This is a genomic window from Brevundimonas sp. UBA7534 (genome assembly GCF_002479325.1).
Lineage (GTDB): Bacteria > Pseudomonadota > Alphaproteobacteria > Caulobacterales > Caulobacteraceae > Brevundimonas.
The window spans coordinates 1-15232 of sequence record NZ_DLMO01000169.1 but is presented as its reverse complement, the minus strand read 5'-3'; the positions used below and the strand labels follow the sequence as shown (position 1 = coordinate 15232).

Genomic DNA, 15232 nt, shown 5'->3' with positions numbered 1-15232 from the left:
GATGAAAAGCGCCAGCATGGAAATCGCTCCGGTTGCCCCGCCCGCATAAAGCGCCCCGCGCCAGGGTTCAAGCGCGCGCCGTCTCCTGGGCCAGCACGGCGACCAGTTCGCCCGCCGGCATGGCCCGCGCCAGCGCCGCGCCCTGGCCCGCCCACTGGGCGCCGAAGCCGGCCTCGCCTTTCGCCTTGGCCGCCGCGTTCAGCGCCTTTCCGGCGTCGTAGGCGATCGGATAGTCGGGCCGCGCCGCCGCGATCGCTTCGCCCAGGTCGACGAAGCGGTTTCTCAGGCACCGCGCCGGACGGCCGGAGACGGCGTCGGTCATGGCCGTGCGTCCGTCGCCCTGGATCAACGCGGCCTTGTAGGCGGCGTCGGCCGCGCTTTCGGGGCAGGCGACGAAGGCGGTGCCCAGCTGCGCCGCGACCGCGCCCAGATCCAAGACCGCGCGCACGCCCCGCCCATCCATGATCCCGCCCGCCGCGATCACCGGCAGGCCGCCGCGCACCACCAGCAGCCGGGTCAGCGCCAGCGTCCCCAGCCGCTCGTCCGGCGCCCCGGGATCGAACACGCCCCGGTGTCCGCCCGCCTCCCAGCCCTGCGCCACGACCGCGTCAATGCCCGCCGCCCGCGCCGCTTCGGCCTCCTTCAGGTTGGTGGCGGTGGCCAGCAGCCGGCAGCCGGCGGCCTTCAGCGCCCGCACGCGATCCTGGTCCGGCAGGCCGAAGTGCAGGCTGACCACGGCCGGCGGCCGCTGCAACAGCGCCGCCAGCATGGCGTCGTCCTCGACGAAGCTGCGATAGATTTCCCTCAGCCCCGTCGGCGGCGCGGCCTCGAAGGCGCGAAAGCTCGACCCCAGCGCCTCCAGCCAGACCGCTTCGCGCGCGGGATCGGCGCGGGCCGGGGCGTGGGCGAACAGATTGACGTTGAACGGCCGCTCGGTCAGCGCTCGCGTCGCCGCCATCATCGCCCGCGCCCCCTCGGCGTCGGTCGCCCCCACGGCGATGGAGCCCAGAGCGCCCGCGTTCGACACGGCCGCCGCCATCTCCGGCGTCGACACCCCAGCCATCGGGGCCTGGATGATGGGGACGCTCAGGCCAAGCCGCGTCAGAAGCGTCATGGCTCTCCCCTGCTCCAGACCTCGGGATGAGCGTCCAGAAAGGCCGACAGGACGCCCGCGATCTGCTCCTGATCTCGGCGCGACGGGTGCCAGTCGCAAGCGGTGAACGCCAGGGCGCCGGTCGACAGCACCGCCAGCCGATCCTCGCCCGCCGTCTTCAGCTGCTCGGCGACGCGGCCGACCGCGACGGCGATCTCGTCCTCTGCGCTGGGAGGGATCATCAGGATCAGGAAGGCGTCGCCATTGCGGGCGCGCAGGGTCTGGACGAAGCGCACATAGGTCGCCTCGTAATCCGCGCTCAACGCCTCGCGCGTCGCCCAGGGCTCGCCGGCCCCCAGCGGGGTCGAAAAGTCGTTGGTTCCCAGGTCGACCACCACCACCTGCGGCGACCAGTCCGTCGCCTCATACCGCGTCGTCCCGTCGAACAGGGCGTAGGGATAGGCCTGAGGCAAGGTGGGCAGAGCAGCGCCGCCATAGTTGCGCACGACGCCCCGACCAGAAATGGCGTTGATCTGATAGTCCGCCTGGTGGCGCCGGGCGGTCAGCGGCCCGAACGCCATCGTGTTGTCGGTGGACGCCCACACCTCCTGCGTCGTGCACTCACGTCGGTCCAGTCCCACGCCATAGCCGACCGTGTGGGAATCGCCGATGAATTCGATCTGTCGCAAGCGTCGGGGGCGGGACCGCGCCACGCCGTCGCCATCCAGTGCGAACCCGTCAAAGCGCGCCGGTCCCGCTTGATGTTCCGATACGACGTCGATGCGGACGCAGTGCGCCGCGCGCTCCAGCCCCGTAATCCGATAAAGGCCGGGGTCCGGGCGGATCATCTCGCCGACGCGTCGGCCGTCGATCAGCAGATGCAGAATTTGGTCGCCAGGACCGACGCGGAAGAAGACGGAGTCGCCGGTGAACGCCGCCTCGAAATAGACACCCGGCCACTGATAGGTCAGGCCCTCCCCTTCGGAAACCACCCGACCGCCTGCGAGGAAGGGCAGAGGCTTGGGTGCGGCCGCCGACGGGGCGCGCTCCACCCGCACCTGCGCAGCCGCAGGTGTGGCCAGGGCCGCAGCAAAGGTCGCGGCCAGGCCGCCAAAGGCCACGGCGCGTCGATCCGGCCGCGCTACGCCGCTCATCCTGTCGCTTCTGGAAATCTGCACGGGTCCGTTTCTCCAAGGGAGCGTCATCTAGCATCGCCTCCGCTCTCGCCCGCAATCCCGGCTGCCGCGCACGACCGCGGCGTGCTAGCCAAGACGGATGAACCCGTCCCTGATCGCCATGCTCATCGTCGTCCTGGCCGGAGGCGCCACCGCCCTTCAGGCGCCGACCAACGCCCGCCTGGCCGGAGCGGTCGCCTCTCCGGTCAACGCCGCCTTCATCTCCTTCGCGGTCGGGACGGTGGTGCTGGGGGTGATCGCGGCGGCGCTGCACACCCGGCCGGACATGGCCGCGACCCGCGCCCTGCCGTGGTACGCCTGGCTGGGCGGGGCCTACGGGGCCTGTTTCGTGGTCGCCGCCGCCTGGGGCGTGCCGCGCCTGGGGGTGGCCATGACCATCACCCTGATGGTCGGCGGCCAGCTGCTGATCAGCCTGTTCCTGGACCATTTCGGCGCGCTGGGCGTGCCGCGCCAGCCGCTGAACATCGGCCGCATCGCCGGCGTCGCCCTGGTCCTGGCGGGCGTGCTCCTGGTCCGCCGCTCCTGAGATTTCGCCGGAACCGCGATCAAGCCTTCACGCTTTGTAACAAGCGGCATGGCCAAGCCGCCCGGCGCGCGCTAGTCATGCCGCCACTGCGAGCAGGGCCAACCCTGCCGATCGAATGACCAAGCTCAGGGATACATGATGACTCAGTGGGTCTACGGCTTCGGCGGGGGTTCCGCCGACGGCGATGCGTCGATGAAGAACCTGCTCGGCGGCAAGGGGGCCAACCTGGCCGAGATGTCGTCGCTGGGCCTGCCGGTGCCCCCCGGCTTTACCATCACCACCGAGGTCTGCACCTGGTACTACGCCAATGGCGAGACCTACCCCGCCGACCTGGAGGCCCAGGTCCAGGCCGCCCTGGCCAAGGTCGAGGGCGTGGTCGGCAAGACCTTCGGCGACGTGGACAATCCGCTGCTGGTCTCGGTCCGCTCGGGCGCCCGCGCCTCCATGCCGGGCATGATGGACACGGTGCTGAACCTGGGCCTGAACGACCAGACGGTCGAGGGCCTGGCCAAGCTGTCGGGCGACCGCCGTTTCGCCTTCGACAGCTACCGCCGCTTCATCACCATGTATTCCAACGTCGTCCTGGGCCTCAGCCACGACGACTTCGAGGAGGTGCTGGACCAGCACAAGGACCGACTGGGCGTCACCGTCGACACCGACCTGACCGCCGCCGACTGGGAGAAGGTCGTCGCCGACTACAAGCAGGTGGTCGAGCGCGAACTGGGCCACGCCTTCCCTCAGGATCCCAAGGACCAGCTGTGGGGCGCCGTCGGCGCCGTGTTCGAAAGCTGGATGAACGACCGGGCGAAATTCTATCGCCGCATGCACGACATTCCCGAGAGCTGGGGCACGGCCGTCAACGTCCAGTCGATGGTGTTCGGCAACATGGGCGAGACCTCGGCCACCGGCGTCGCCTTCACCCGCAACCCCTCGACCGGCGAGGCGCGCCTGTACGGCGAGTTCCTGATCAACGCCCAAGGCGAGGACGTGGTCGCCGGCATCCGCACGCCTCAGTCCCTGACCAGGGTCGGCCGCGAGGAGATGGGCGAGACCGCGCCCTCAATGGAAGAGGCCATGCCCGAGGTGTTCGCCCAGTTCGTCGACGTCGTCGGCAAGCTGGAAAGCCACTACCGCGACATGCAGGACATCGAGTTCACGGTCGAACAGGGCCGGCTGTGGATGCTGCAGACCCGCAACGGCAAGCGCACCGCCAAGTCGGCGCTGAAGGTCGCCGTCGACCTGGCCGCCGAGGGCGTGATCTCCCAGGAAGAGGCGATCAGCCGCGTCGAGCCCTCGGCCCTGGACCAGTTGCTGCACCCGACCCTGGACCCGGACGCCGAGCGCGTGGTCATCGCCGCCGGCCTGCCCGCCTCACCGGGCGCGGCGACCGGCAAGATCGTCTTCGACGCCGACGAGGCCGAGCGCCTGTCGGGCCTAGGCGAGGCGGTCATCCTGGTGCGCGAGGAGACGTCGCCCGAGGACATCCACGGCATGCACGCCGCGCGCGGCATCGTCACGGCCCGCGGCGGCATGACCAGCCACGCCGCCGTCGTGGCGCGCGGCATGGGCCGGGCCTGCGTCTCCGGCGCCGGCGAGATCGACATCGACGAGGACAAGGGCGTCTTCACCGTGCGCGGCCGCACTTTCAAGGCCGGCGACGTCATCACCATCGACGGCTCCAAGGGCGAGGTGCTGGACGGCGCGGTCAAGATGATCGAGCCCGAGCTGACCGGCGACTTCCAGACCCTGATGGGCTGGGCCGACACAGTGCGCCGCCTCAAGGTTCGCGCCAACGCCGAGACGCCGCTGGACGCCAAGACCGCGCGCGGCTTCGGCGCCGAGGGCATCGGCCTGTGCCGCACCGAGCACATGTTCTTCGACGACGCCCGCATCGCCGCCGTGCGCGAGATGATCCTGGCCGACGATGAGGCCGGCCGACGCACGGCCTTGGCCAAGATCGCGCCGTTCCAGAAGTCGGACTTCGTGGAACTGTTCGACATCATGGCCGGCCTGCCGGTCACCGTGCGCCTGCTGGACCCGCCGCTGCACGAGTTCATCCCCCACACGGACGAGGATATCGACGCCCTGGCGGCGACCTCCGGCATCGACGCCGAGAAGCTGAAGCGCCGTGCGCGCGAACTGCACGAGACCAACCCCATGCTGGGCCACCGCGGCTGCCGGCTGGGCGTGGCCTATCCCGAAATCTACGAGATGCAGGTCCGCGCCATCCTGGAGGCGGCGCTGGAGGTGAAGGCCCGCTCCGGCCAGGCCCCTCTGCCCGAGATCATGCACCCTCTGGTCGCGCTGGGCCTGGAGATGAAATACCTGCGCGAACTGACCGATCGCACGGCCAAGGCCGTGTTCGATCAGGCCGGCGACAGCGTCGACTATCTGGTCGGCACCATGATCGAGCTGCCGCGCGCCGCCATCCGCGCGGGCGACCTGGCCGAATACGCCCAGTTCTTCAGCTTCGGCACCAACGACCTGACCCAGACGACCTTTGGCATCAGCCGCGACGACTCGGGCCGCTTCCTGCAGGCCTATCTGGACAAGGGCATCTTCGAGACCGACCCCTTCGTGCGCTTGGACCAGGATGGCGTGGGCGACCTGATCCAGATCGCGGCCGAGCGCGGCAAGGCCGTGCGGCCGGACGTCAAGTTGGGCATCTGCGGCGAACATGGCGGCGATCCGGCCTCCATCGCCTTCTGCGAGAAGGCGGGCCTGAACTACGTCTCGTGTTCCCCCTACCGCGTGCCCATCGCCCGACTGGCGGCCGCGCAGGCCGCGCTGGACATGGAGCGCGAAAAGGATCGCTGACATCGACGTCAGGCACGATCGTTCAAGGGGCGGCCCAGCGGGCCGCCCTTTTTCGTCCGCAATCCCGCCATTCTTGAAAGAACAATGACTGTGTCATGAAACTCACAGCAAATGGTGAGTTCATGCGCCCTACGGAACGCTCGGTTTGCTGACCTATTTAAGCACTCGCTGGATGGGGCCGATGGCTTCAAGACCATCGCATCTAGGAGTCTAAAGAAACAATGCGTAACATTCTTCTCGCCGCCGCCGCCGTTTCCGTCATCGCCGCGCCGGCCTTTGCTCAGACGATGCAGAGCCCGACCTATTACGGTACTCTGGGCTATTCTCAACTTGACCACTCGGACGGCGACCTTGGCGCCGTCACGGGCCGCGTCGGCGCCAAGTTCAATCCCTATTTGGGCGTCGAAGGCGAAGCCTCCATCGGCGTGAAGGACGACGACTTCACCTTCGCCGGCGTGGACGGCAAGATCGAGCATGACTACGACGCCGCCGCCTATCTGGTCGGCACCCTGCCCGTGACGCCGAACTTCGAACTCTTCGCGCGCGGCGGCTACGGCACCACCAAGATCAAGACCGAGCTGGCCGGCTTCGACGGCGAGGTCGACGGCGAAAGCTGGAACTACGGCGCGGGCGCCAACTACTATCTGGACGGCCAGAACGGCCTGCGCGCCGACTGGACGCGCCGTGACTTCCGCGACGACGCCGGCGAGGCCGACGTCTATTCGCTGAGCTACGTGCGCCGCTTCTAAGCCGGCCCTTCCCCCGATCCGCGAGGCCGCCGCCGGGCGGCGGCCTCCTCCCCTCCGCCTCCGCGCCCTCCCCGGCGCGGAACCATCCCGGCCGTCCCGATGGGACCGCCCCAACCCAAGGAGCATTTCGATGCGCAACATCCTCCTGACCGCCGCCGCCGTGTCCGCCCTGGCCGCGCCGGCCTTCGCCCAATCCGCCGCCCCCGAGGCGCCGCGCGGCTACGGCTCGCTGGGCTACACCTATCTGGACGACGCCTACACCGGCGCCGTGACCGGCCGCCTGGGCGTGAACCTGAACCGCTATCTGGCCGTCGAGACCGAGGCCTCGGTCGGCGTGCGCGACCACGACTACGAACTGGCGGGCGTGGACGGCACGCTCAAGCACGAATGGGACGCCGCGGGCTACGTCGTCGGCAAGTATCCGATCGGCGACCGGATGGAGCTGTTCGCGCGCGGCGGCTACGGCCACACCGAACTGAAGCAGGAGATCGCCGGTCAGACCACCGACGTCGGCGGCGACCACTGGAGCTACGGCGCCGGCGCGACCTACAATCTGGACGGCGCCAACGGCGTGCGCGCCGACTGGACCCGTCGCGACTTCGACGGCGACAGCAACGAGCTGGACAGCTACACGCTCAGCTACGTGCGCCGCTTCTGATCCCCGCGATCAGTCCGCATACGAGAAGGGCGCGCTCCGCGAGGAGCGCGCCCTTCTTCATGTCCTCGGCTCAGGCGCCCGCGTCCGCCAGGGCCCACCGCTGCGACCCCTCGCCGAAGGGGCGGAAGAACAGGTCGCGATAGTGTTCGAACACCTCGACGATCTTCTGGCGCAAATCGGAAGGTACGACCGGCTCGCCGCGCTGCCGCTTCATGGCGGCGACGCAGTCGACGATCATCGTCTGGTGGGCGGAGCCGCCCATGCTCTTAAGGACCAGGGCGATGTCCTGCGCCAGGCTGTCCAGCACATGCCTCGGGGTCTTCTGGGTCATTCGGGAACTCCCCATCGTTCTCGATATGAAACGCCTCGCAAAAACTCGCACGAAGTTCAAGCGGAGCCGCGATTTTGTGATCGTCATCACGGATCGCCTTGCCATTTCGCTAGAGCTCAGCGTTTGCGACAGGTTAACGCGCTGCGATCAGGCGCGCTTCCTGACGAACACCGTCCCCGCCGAATAACCGGCGCCGAAGCTGCAGATCAGGCCCGTGTCGCGAGGCGCGAAACCATCGTTATGCAGATGGAAGGCGATGATCGACCCGGCCGAAGAGGTGTTGGCGTAGTCGTCCAGGATGATCACGTTCTCTTCCGGCGACGGGTCGCGGCCCAGCACCTTCCGGCCGATCATCGAGTTCATGTTGATGTTGGCCTGGTGCAGCCACAGCCGCTTCAGCCCCTGCGGATCCAGCCCCAGCTCGCCGGCGTGGTCCACGATCATGTCCGACACCATCGGCACCACGTCCTTGAACACCTTGCGGCCCTGCTGGACGAACAGCTTGTCGTTCTGCACCGCGCCGTCGAACGCGGGCGTGTCCAGATGGGCGGTGTCGCGCGCGTTGCGGTTCAGGAAGCCGAAGTTGTTGCGGATGTTGTTCGAGAACACCGTCTTCAGCCGCGCGCCCAGCACGTCCCAGCCGCCCGGCCCCGCGGTCTCCGACGACTCCACGATCACGGCGGTGGCCACGTCGCCGAAGATGAAATGGCTGTCGCGGTCGGTGAAGTTCAGGTGCGCCGAGCAGATTTCGGGGTTCACCATCAGCACGGCCTTGACCGACCCGCCGGCGATGAAGTCCGCCGCCGTCTTGATGCCGAAGGTGGCCGACGAACAGGCCACGTTCATGTCGAAGGCGAAGCCCTCGATCCCCAGAGCCTGCTGCACCTCGATGGCCATGGCCGGATACGGGCGCTGCATGTTGGACGCCGCGCACAGCACGGCCCCGATCTCGCTGACCGGCTTGCCCCAGGCCTTGATCGCCTGACGCGCGGCCTTGACCGCCATCTCGGCCAGGATCGACAGTTCGTCGTTCGACCGCTCGGCCAGGTTTGGCGCCATGCGCGCCGGGTCGATGATCCCCGACTTGTCCATGACGAAACGGCTCTTGATGCCCGACGCCTTTTCTATGAACTCGACCGAGGAATGGGTCTTGGGCTCCAGTTCCCCGGCGGCGATGGCCTCGGCGTGCTCGGCGTTCCAGCCGTCGGCCCAGGCGTTGTAGCTTTCGACCAATTCGGCGTTGGACACCGACTGCTCGGGGGTGAAAAGGCCGGTGGCGGCGATGACGGCGTGAGCCATTGTTTGTTTTCCTATCGCTCGGCGCGCGGCGCCTCGCTGCTTGAGGAAGCGTGTCTCGCGCGCGGGCCGTGCTGCTGAGAGGAGCGTTTCCTATCCGAACCCGTCAATAAGACGGCGGCGGCCTGCGGTCGAGACTGGCCATGACTCCAGTCGCCCAGCGCCTTATCCGACCGCGCGGCGCCTTCGGGGCCGGTTGGTCGCGCGCGGCGATCAGCGAGGCGACCAGGTCCTCGGCCTCGCACGGCCAGCCCTCGGGCGTGACATAGACCGGATAGGCGATCAGGGCCGCGTGGATCAGGTCCTCCACCGTCGCCCGGCGCGTGCGCCGCTCGAACCCCAGCCGGTCCTCCGTCAGCCCCCAGCCCGCATAAAACGGCCGCCCATAGACCGACACCGCCTTGCCCCGCATCAGCGCCTCGAACCCCGTCAGGGAGGTCAGGGTCGTCACCCGCGTGCAGGCCGCCAGGCAGTCGACGATGTCCAGGCCGTCCGCCGTGGCGTCCACCTCGCGCAACGCCCCCGCATCCAGCTTGCCGGGCCGGTTGCCCGCCAGCACGTCGGGATGGTTGCGATAGACCAGGAAGGCGTTGGGATGATCCGCCCGCGCCGCCGCCACCAGCGCGGAGTTGGTGTTCAGCTCCGGCGCGCAGCCCTTCAAGATCGACTTGTCGTTCTCGACCTGGCCGACCACCAGCACCACCTCGCGGTCGGTCGGCCAGCCCTCGGGCGCTCGGCCCTTCAGATTGTATTTCGACAGCCCCGCCTCGACCACGCTGCGCCCTAGCGCCGCCGCCCGCGCCTGCTGTGAGGGGTTCAGATCGGTCGTCTCGATCAGCGTCTCCAGCCGCGACGGCCCGCTCGGGTCGTAATAGACCCCCTGGTCGTCCAGGGCGACCGACAGCGCCCCCACGAAGTCCGACCCCAGCCCGCGCGAGCGGATGAAGCCGTCCTCCATCCGCACCATCGGCCCGTCATAGGCTTCGGCCGCCCGCCGGATCGCCTCGCTCTCCTTGCCCGCCCACCAGATCAGCCGCCCGCCGGTCGCGCGGGCGTACGCCGCCGCCGCCCTGGCCCGCCAGAAATAGCGCAGCCGCGCCTTGGGCGCGTTCAGCAGACGCCGCACAGGCGGCCGCTTGGCCGGGGCGAAACCGACCGCCGCCCAGTCGCCCGCCAGCCGGGCGGCCCGGTCCCTGAGCGCGACCAGCCGCTCCAGCGCCTCTTCCGCCTCGCAGCGCCGCCCCGTGACCGGATCGACATAGCGGCTGTAGGCGATCAGCGCGGCCGCCGCGACCGTCTCCAGGTCCCGCGCCACGCCGCGCCGTCCGGTGTCGACCGCATCCGTCGTCAGCCCCCATCCCGAATAGAAGGGCGCGCCGAAGCAGCGCACCGGCAGCCCCCGCATCAGCGCCTCGAACCCCAGGGCCGAGGTCACGCAATAGACCGCGTCCACCGCCGCCAGCAGGTCCGCCGGCCGCACGTCGGCGTCGATCAGCGTGACGCCCTCCAGGTCCGTGATGCAGCCCTGCTTTCTTCCCGCCGCCACGGCCGGATGCCGCTTGACGATCAGCTGCGCCTCCGGTTCGTCGCGCCGCGCGGCCCGCATCATCTCGGCGAAGCTGTCGGTGGACGCCAGGCCGTAGCCGATGGAGGCGTCGCCCAGCGTCTGGTCCACGATCAGCACCCGTCGCCCGGACTTCAGCAGCGCCGGGTCCAGCGGCCCGCCCATGTTCGTCTTGGACACGCCGGTCGCGACGATCCGCTCGATCAGCCCGCGCGCCCGCGCCCGAACCCCATCATCGCACCAGGTTTCGGCCTCGACGATCAGCCGCTCCAGTCGGCTGGGCCGCGTCGCGTCGTAATAGACCCCCAGGTCGTCGATGATCAGGCTCAGGCTCGTCGCCCCCGCCTCGCCGATGCCCACCGAGCGCAAAAAGCCGTCTTCCAGCGCCACATAGGACCGGCCGGTCTTGGCCGCCCAGCGCCGACCCGCCGCCGCCGTGGGCTTCATGCCCCACCCCAGCACCGCCTTCACGTCTCCGCCCGGCGTCCGGCGCAGGTCGTATTCGGGCAGGAAGGCCTTCAGGAACGGGACCTTCAGCACACCCGGCGCGCACACCCAGGCGGGCGTCAGATACGGATTGGCGGCGTGGTGCGGCAAGGCGTGTCCCGATCGACGAAACGCCGACCTTTAAGGCGGTTGCCCTCAGGCGGCTAGGGTCCAGGGCGTGACACGACGGCCGTAATCGGTCATGTCCCCCGCTCGCGTTTCCGAGGCCCGCCCGATGCCCTTCCCGTTCGAGATCGCCGCCGTCGAAGGCCGCGCCCGCACCGGCGTGCTGAAGACGCCGCGCGGCGACATCCGCACTCCCGCCTTCATGCCCGTGGGCACCGCCGCCACGGTCAAGGCGCTGACGGTCGATCAGGTCAAGGCGACGGGCGCCGACATCCTGCTGGGCAACACCTACCACCTGATGCTGCGCCCCGGCCCGGAGCGGATGCAGCGTCTGGGCGGCCTTCACAAATTCATGGGCTGGGACAAGCCGATCCTGACCGACTCGGGCGGCTTCCAGGTCATGTCGCTGGCCGGCATCTCCAAGCTGACCGAGAACGCCGTCACCTTCTCCAGCCACATCGACGGCTCCAAGCACGAGCTGACGCCCGAGCGCTCGATCGAGATCCAGGCCGATCGCATCGGCGCGGACATCTCGATGCAGTTGGACCAGTGCGTGGCCTACCCGGCCGAGAAGCCCGCCGCCCAGGCCGCCATGGAGCTGTCGATCCGCTGGGGCGCGCGATCAAAGGCGCGGTTCGGCCAGCGCGAGACCCAGGCTCTGTTCGGCATCCAGCAGGGCTCGACGTATCAAGACCTGCGCCGTCAGTCGTCCGAACAGCTTCAGGAGATCGGCTTCGACGGCTACGCCATCGGCGGCCTGGCCGTCGGCGAGGGCCACCAGGCCATGTGCGAGGTGCTGGACTATGCGCCTGAATTCCTGCCCGCCGACCGTCCCCGCTATCTGATGGGCGTGGGCAAGCCGGTCGATCTGGTGGAGGCGGTCTGGCGCGGCGTCGACATGTTCGACTGCGTCCTGCCTACCCGCGCCGGGCGCCACGGCCAGGCCTGGACCTGGGACGGCCCGCTGAACCTGAAGAACGCCCGCTTCGCCGAGGACCAGGATCCGCTGGACCCGACCCTGCCCTGCCCGGCCTCGTCCGGCTATTCCAAGGCCTACCTCCACCATCTGATCCGCGCCGACGAAATCCTCGGCAAGGTTCTGCTCAGCTGGCACAACATCGCCTTCTATCAGGCCCTGACCGCCGCCATGCGCGCGGCCATCGCCGAGGGCCGCTTCGAAGCGTTCCGCCGCGACTTCCACGCCCGGCACACGTCAAACGGCTGACGCCGTCTCTTTCGCTGCTGCGTCGCTCCGGCGTCCCGTTCGCCTTGTGTCATGCTCGGGCTTGATCCGAGCCGGCGCGGATGGCGGCGTGCGCGTCACTGCGGTCTCGGCCGAAACCAGCTCGGCGCGGCCGGCGGGGCGCAGTTGCGCTGCATGCCGACGCCTTTCAGGAAGGCGCGGCGCATCCGGCCCGCCTGGATGGCGGCCTGGACCTGGCGGCTGTGCTGATCGGCCCCGCTGAGACGCCGGATCCAGCTGCGCCCCGGAATGAAGTCGGTGGTCGTGTCGCGGATGGCGTTCAGCGCCGCCTTGGCGGCCGCGTCGGCGGCGCGTTCGCTGAGTAGGAGCCGTCCTGACGGGGCGGTTCATCCGTGTCCGGCCCCAGCGCCTCGTCCAGGCGCGCCACCTCCGCGCCGACGGTCGTGCACTGGTTCAGATTGCGCAGGTCGTAGGGGTTGGCCTGGGCCTGCAGCAGCACGATCGGGATCGGCTGCTGGCGCAGATTCAAGTCCTCCAGGGGGGCCGAGACCGCCGCGCCGAACCCGGCGCCCACCTGCTCCACCCCGTCCATGGCGGACCGGCCGGCGTTGCAGCCCGCCAGCGCCAGAGGCGCGGCCAACAGACACAGAAGGCGCTTCATGCCGTCCCCTAGACCACGCCTTGGAGGCCGTTCAAAGGCGCGCGACGTCGCGCGCCATCAGCAGGGCGCCTTCCAGTCCCGCGTGTTCCAGCGCCGCCGGGACCAGATAGCCCTCCGACCCCATCACCGCGACCGAGCCATAGCCGGCCACGGCCCGGCGCGCGGCGGCCTCGACCTCCGCCAGCAGGCCCGGCGTCGACATGACCCCGCCGCCGAACACGATCCGGTCCGGCGCCCAGGCGAAGATCAGGGCGGCGACCAGCTGGCCCAGATAGTCGGCCACGACCGCGCGCACCTCGGACGCATCTTCCAGCCGCCGGCCCGCCAGCCGCGCCTGCACCGCCGGCCCGGCGGCCAGGCCCTCGGCGCAGTCTTCGTGGAAGGGGCAGGCGCTGGGCTGAACGTCGCCGGGCGCCCGGCGCACGAACAGATGGCCGATCTCCGGGTGCAGCGCGCCCTTCAGCGTGTGTCCCTCGACCACCAGGCCGCCGCCGATGCCGGTGCCGAGGGTGATCACGTGCACCAGGCCGCGCACGCCCCGCCCGGCCCCGTAGCGGGCCTCCGCGAGGCCGGCCGCGTCGGCGTCGTTGACCACGGTCACGGGGCGGCGCAGATGCTCCTCGAACGTGCCGCGCAGGTCCGTGCCGATCCACGTGTGGTCGATGTTGTTCGCGGACAGGCACACCCCGTCCTTGACGATCGAGGGGAAGCACACGCCCAGCGGGGCGGAGGGCTTCGGCGCCTTCTCGCGCCCGTCGAGCTCGGCGGTGATGGCCGCCAGGGTCGCCGCCACGGGCTCGGGCATGGCCGGCTGCGGCGTGGGGATGCGGAAGCGGTCCCCGCGCAGGGTGCCCGCCTTCGGCCCCGACCCGAGGCGGACCAGGCCGCCCTTCATGCCGGTCCCCCCGACGTCGATGCCGATCGTCGTGGGGTACTTGGAGGAGCGCTGGGCGGTGCTGGTGTGCGTCGTCACGGCCCCCAGCTTAGTGCCGGGTCACGGCAGCGTGAGAATCTCCGCGCCGTCGTCCGTGACCACGATCGTGTGCTCGAACTGCGCGGTGCGACGGCGGTCGCGGGTCACCACGGTCCAGCCGTCGTCCCACTGGTCCCACTCGATCGTGCCGAGGGTGAGCATCGGCTCGATGGTGAACACCATGCCGGGCACGAGCAGGCGGTCGTGGGCCGGGGCCGCGTCGTAGTGGGGGATCACGAGGCCGGAGTGGAAGTCCACGCCCACGCCGTGGCCGATGAAGTCGCGCACCACGCCGTAGCCGAAGCGCTTGGCGTAGGACTCGATGGCGCGGCCGATCACGTTGACCTGACGGCCGGGCTTCACGGCGCGGATGCCGCGGCGCAGGGCCTCCTCGGTGCGCTCGACGAGCAGCCGGGACTCCTCGTCCACGTCGCCGACCAGGTAGGTGCGGTTGTGGTCCCCGTGGACGCCGTCCAGGTACGCGGTGATGTCCAGGTTGACGATGTCCCCGTCCTCCAGGACGGTGCCGTCCGGGATGCCGTGGCAGATGACCTCGTTGATCGAGGTGCAGATGGACCGCGGGAAGCCGCGGTAGCCCAGGCAGGACGGGTAGGCGCCGCGCTCCACGAGGAAGGCGTGCGCGATCCGGTCCAGCTCGTCCGTGGTGACGCCCGGGCGGATGTGGGCGGCGGTGTGCTCCATGGCCTGCGCGGCCAGGCGGCCGGCGGCGCGGATCCGCTCGACGCCGGCGGCGTCGTAGACGTCCGAGGCGTTGCCCTCGTCCGGGGTGGCCTTGCCGACGTACTCGGGGCGCGGGATCGCGGCCGGCACGGGCGGGGCGGGGGACGGGGCCCCGGGCGTCAGAGTGCCGACGGGGGCGAGCGACCCGGGCTCCGGCACGGCGGGGCCCGCGGGGCGGGGACCGTTGTGGCTGGACGGGGCGGCGGGGTTCTGACGCTGGGACATGTCCTCCAGCCTATCGGCCCGGCTACTGTGGCCCCCATGACCGAGACGAGCGAGTTCTGGTACAACGTCAACACGCATCAGGTGGAGGTGGGCGCCCAGTCGGACTGGTCCCAGCTGCTGGGCCCGTTCGGCACCCGTGAGGAGGCCCAGGCCGCGATGGACCGCGTGCGGGCGAACAACGAGGCCGCCGACGCCGAGGACGAGCGCGACGACGACTGGGACAGCCGTCCCGTCGACGACGCCTCCTGACCACGGCGCCGAACGACACCGGGCCCCCGTCCCTCAGGACGGGGGCCCGGTCGTCTCACGGGGCGGGTTCAGCCCTCGAAGCCGTGCTCCGGGGCCGGGAACGCGCCGTCGAGCACGTCCGCGCGATAGGCCCGGACCGCCTCACCCACGACCTCGTGCAGGCGGGCGTACTGACGGACGAACCGGGGCACCCGTCCCGCGCGCAGGCCGAGCATGTCCTGCCACACGAGCACCTGGCCCGTGGTGCCCGGGCCCGCGCCGATGCCCACGGTGGGCACCCGCAGTGCGGCGTCGACGGCGGCGGCGACGTCCGAGGGGACCATCTCCATCAGGACGG

Annotated in this window: 15 protein-coding genes; 6 read left to right on the top strand and 9 right to left on the bottom strand. The window is 70.1% G+C overall.

Annotated features, from left to right (window positions below; translation table 11 throughout):
• Nucleotides 1-67: 67 nt before the first annotated feature.
• Nucleotides 68-1114: an NAD(P)H-dependent flavin oxidoreductase gene (locus tag B2U11_RS14205; RefSeq protein ID WP_292072691.1), complete on the bottom strand. Its 1047-nt coding sequence runs from the start codon at nucleotides 1112-1114 to the stop codon at nucleotides 68-70.
• Nucleotides 1111-2247, bottom strand: a complete 1137-nt coding sequence (locus B2U11_RS14200; RefSeq protein WP_292072690.1) for an SGNH/GDSL hydrolase family protein — start codon at nucleotides 2245-2247, stop codon at nucleotides 1111-1113. The genes B2U11_RS14205 and B2U11_RS14200 overlap by 4 nt, the downstream gene beginning before the upstream one ends.
• A 121-nt stretch (nucleotides 2248-2368) precedes the next feature.
• On the opposite strand from B2U11_RS14200, the gene B2U11_RS14195 reads away from it, so the two are divergent.
• The 4 genes from B2U11_RS14195 (at nucleotide 2369) to B2U11_RS14180 (ending at nucleotide 7039) form a co-directional block, all read left to right on the top strand.
• Complete coding sequence (locus tag B2U11_RS14195) at nucleotides 2369-2815, top strand: DMT family transporter (protein WP_201216513.1); 447 nt, start codon at nucleotides 2369-2371, stop codon at nucleotides 2813-2815.
• Between the two features lie 135 nt (nucleotides 2816-2950).
• A complete protein-coding gene (gene ppdK, locus B2U11_RS14190) occupies nucleotides 2951-5632 on the top strand; it encodes a pyruvate, phosphate dikinase (protein ID WP_292072689.1) in 2682 nt (893 codons plus the stop codon).
• A 221-nt stretch (nucleotides 5633-5853) separates the two neighbouring features.
• Nucleotides 5854-6381, top strand: a complete 528-nt coding sequence (locus B2U11_RS14185) for a porin family protein (protein ID WP_292072688.1) — start codon at nucleotides 5854-5856, stop codon at nucleotides 6379-6381.
• 130 nt (nucleotides 6382-6511) lie between these two features.
• Nucleotides 6512-7039, top strand: a complete 528-nt coding sequence (locus B2U11_RS14180; RefSeq protein ID WP_292072686.1) for a porin family protein — start codon at nucleotides 6512-6514, stop codon at nucleotides 7037-7039.
• 70 nt (nucleotides 7040-7109) lie between these two features.
• On the opposite strand, the gene B2U11_RS14175 is transcribed toward B2U11_RS14180, so the two are convergent.
• The 3 genes from B2U11_RS14175 to B2U11_RS14165 all read right to left on the bottom strand — a co-directional run bounded on the left by B2U11_RS14175 (nucleotide 7110) and on the right by B2U11_RS14165 (nucleotide 10827).
• Nucleotides 7110-7370 carry a hypothetical protein gene (locus tag B2U11_RS14175; RefSeq protein ID WP_292072685.1) on the bottom strand — a complete coding sequence of 87 codons (261 nt, stop codon included), beginning with the start codon at nucleotides 7368-7370 and terminating at the stop codon, nucleotides 7110-7112.
• Nucleotides 7371-7517: 147 nt separating this feature from the next.
• Nucleotides 7518-8669: a beta-ketoacyl-ACP synthase III gene (locus tag B2U11_RS14170; protein ID WP_292072684.1), complete on the bottom strand. Its 1152-nt coding sequence runs from the start codon at nucleotides 8667-8669 to the stop codon at nucleotides 7518-7520.
• Nucleotides 8670-8772: 103 nt separating this feature from the next.
• On the bottom strand, nucleotides 8773-10827 hold the full coding sequence (locus B2U11_RS14165) for a capsular polysaccharide biosynthesis protein (RefSeq protein ID WP_292072683.1): 2055 nt from the start codon (nucleotides 10825-10827) through the stop codon (nucleotides 8773-8775).
• Between the two features lie 124 nt (nucleotides 10828-10951).
• On the opposite strand from B2U11_RS14165, the gene tgt reads away from it, so the two are divergent.
• On the top strand, nucleotides 10952-12067 hold the full coding sequence (gene tgt / locus B2U11_RS14160; RefSeq protein ID WP_292072719.1) for a tRNA guanosine(34) transglycosylase Tgt: 1116 nt from the start codon (nucleotides 10952-10954) through the stop codon (nucleotides 12065-12067).
• A gap of 298 nt (nucleotides 12068-12365) precedes the next feature.
• Here tgt and B2U11_RS14155 read toward each other — a convergent pair whose 3' ends face one another.
• The 3 genes from B2U11_RS14155 to map are packed head-to-tail and all read right to left on the bottom strand — an operon-like array spanning nucleotide 12366 to nucleotide 14511.
• The gene (locus tag B2U11_RS14155) at nucleotides 12366-12707 is read right to left on the bottom strand and encodes a hypothetical protein (protein WP_292072682.1); all 342 of its coding nucleotides are present in this window, start codon (nucleotides 12705-12707) and stop codon (nucleotides 12366-12368) included.
• Nucleotides 12708-12738: 31 nt separating this feature from the next.
• A complete protein-coding gene (locus tag B2U11_RS14150; protein WP_292072681.1) occupies nucleotides 12739-13680 on the bottom strand; it encodes an ROK family protein in 942 nt (313 codons plus the stop codon).
• Between the two features lie 21 nt (nucleotides 13681-13701).
• Nucleotides 13702-14511 carry a type I methionyl aminopeptidase gene (gene map, locus B2U11_RS14145; protein WP_159833213.1) on the bottom strand — a complete coding sequence of 270 codons (810 nt, stop codon included), beginning with the start codon at nucleotides 14509-14511 and terminating at the stop codon, nucleotides 13702-13704.
• Between the two features lie 171 nt (nucleotides 14512-14682).
• On the opposite strand from map, the gene B2U11_RS14140 reads away from it, so the two are divergent.
• The gene (locus tag B2U11_RS14140; protein WP_010078516.1) at nucleotides 14683-14895 is read left to right on the top strand and encodes an SPOR domain-containing protein; all 213 of its coding nucleotides are present in this window, start codon (nucleotides 14683-14685) and stop codon (nucleotides 14893-14895) included.
• 68 nt (nucleotides 14896-14963) lie between these two features.
• Here the strand turns inward: B2U11_RS14140 and B2U11_RS14135 are convergent.
• Nucleotides 14964-15232: 3-methyl-2-oxobutanoate hydroxymethyltransferase (locus B2U11_RS14135; RefSeq protein ID WP_292072658.1), on the bottom strand; the 269-nt coding region annotated here is incomplete at its 5' end.

Excerpts from the sequence above, each read along its gene's own strand:
- ppdK (WP_292072689.1), top strand. The coding sequence starts at position 2,951 with ATGATGACTCAGTGGGTCTACGGCTTCGGCGGGGGTTCCGCCGACGGC.
- B2U11_RS14185 (WP_292072688.1), top strand. The coding sequence starts at position 5,854 with ATGCGTAACATTCTTCTCGCCGCCGCCGCCGTTTCCGTCATCGCCGCG.
- B2U11_RS14180 (WP_292072686.1), top strand. The coding sequence starts at position 6,512 with ATGCGCAACATCCTCCTGACCGCCGCCGCCGTGTCCGCCCTGGCCGCG.
- B2U11_RS14195 (WP_201216513.1), top strand. The coding sequence starts at position 2,369 with ATGAACCCGTCCCTGATCGCCATGCTCATCGTCGTCCTGGCCGGAGGC.
- B2U11_RS14200 (WP_292072690.1), bottom strand. The coding sequence starts at position 2,247 with ATGAGCGGCGTAGCGCGGCCGGATCGACGCGCCGTGGCCTTTGGCGGC.
- B2U11_RS14140 (WP_010078516.1), top strand. The coding sequence starts at position 14,683 with ATGACCGAGACGAGCGAGTTCTGGTACAACGTCAACACGCATCAGGTG.
- B2U11_RS14175 (WP_292072685.1), bottom strand. The coding sequence starts at position 7,370 with ATGACCCAGAAGACCCCGAGGCATGTGCTGGACAGCCTGGCGCAGGAC.
- B2U11_RS14155 (WP_292072682.1), bottom strand. The coding sequence starts at position 12,707 with ATGAAGCGCCTTCTGTGTCTGTTGGCCGCGCCTCTGGCGCTGGCGGGC.
- B2U11_RS14170 (WP_292072684.1), bottom strand. The coding sequence starts at position 8,669 with ATGGCTCACGCCGTCATCGCCGCCACCGGCCTTTTCACCCCCGAGCAG.
- tgt (WP_292072719.1), top strand. The coding sequence starts at position 10,952 with ATGCCCTTCCCGTTCGAGATCGCCGCCGTCGAAGGCCGCGCCCGCACC.
- B2U11_RS14205 (WP_292072691.1), bottom strand. The coding sequence starts at position 1,114 with ATGACGCTTCTGACGCGGCTTGGCCTGAGCGTCCCCATCATCCAGGCC.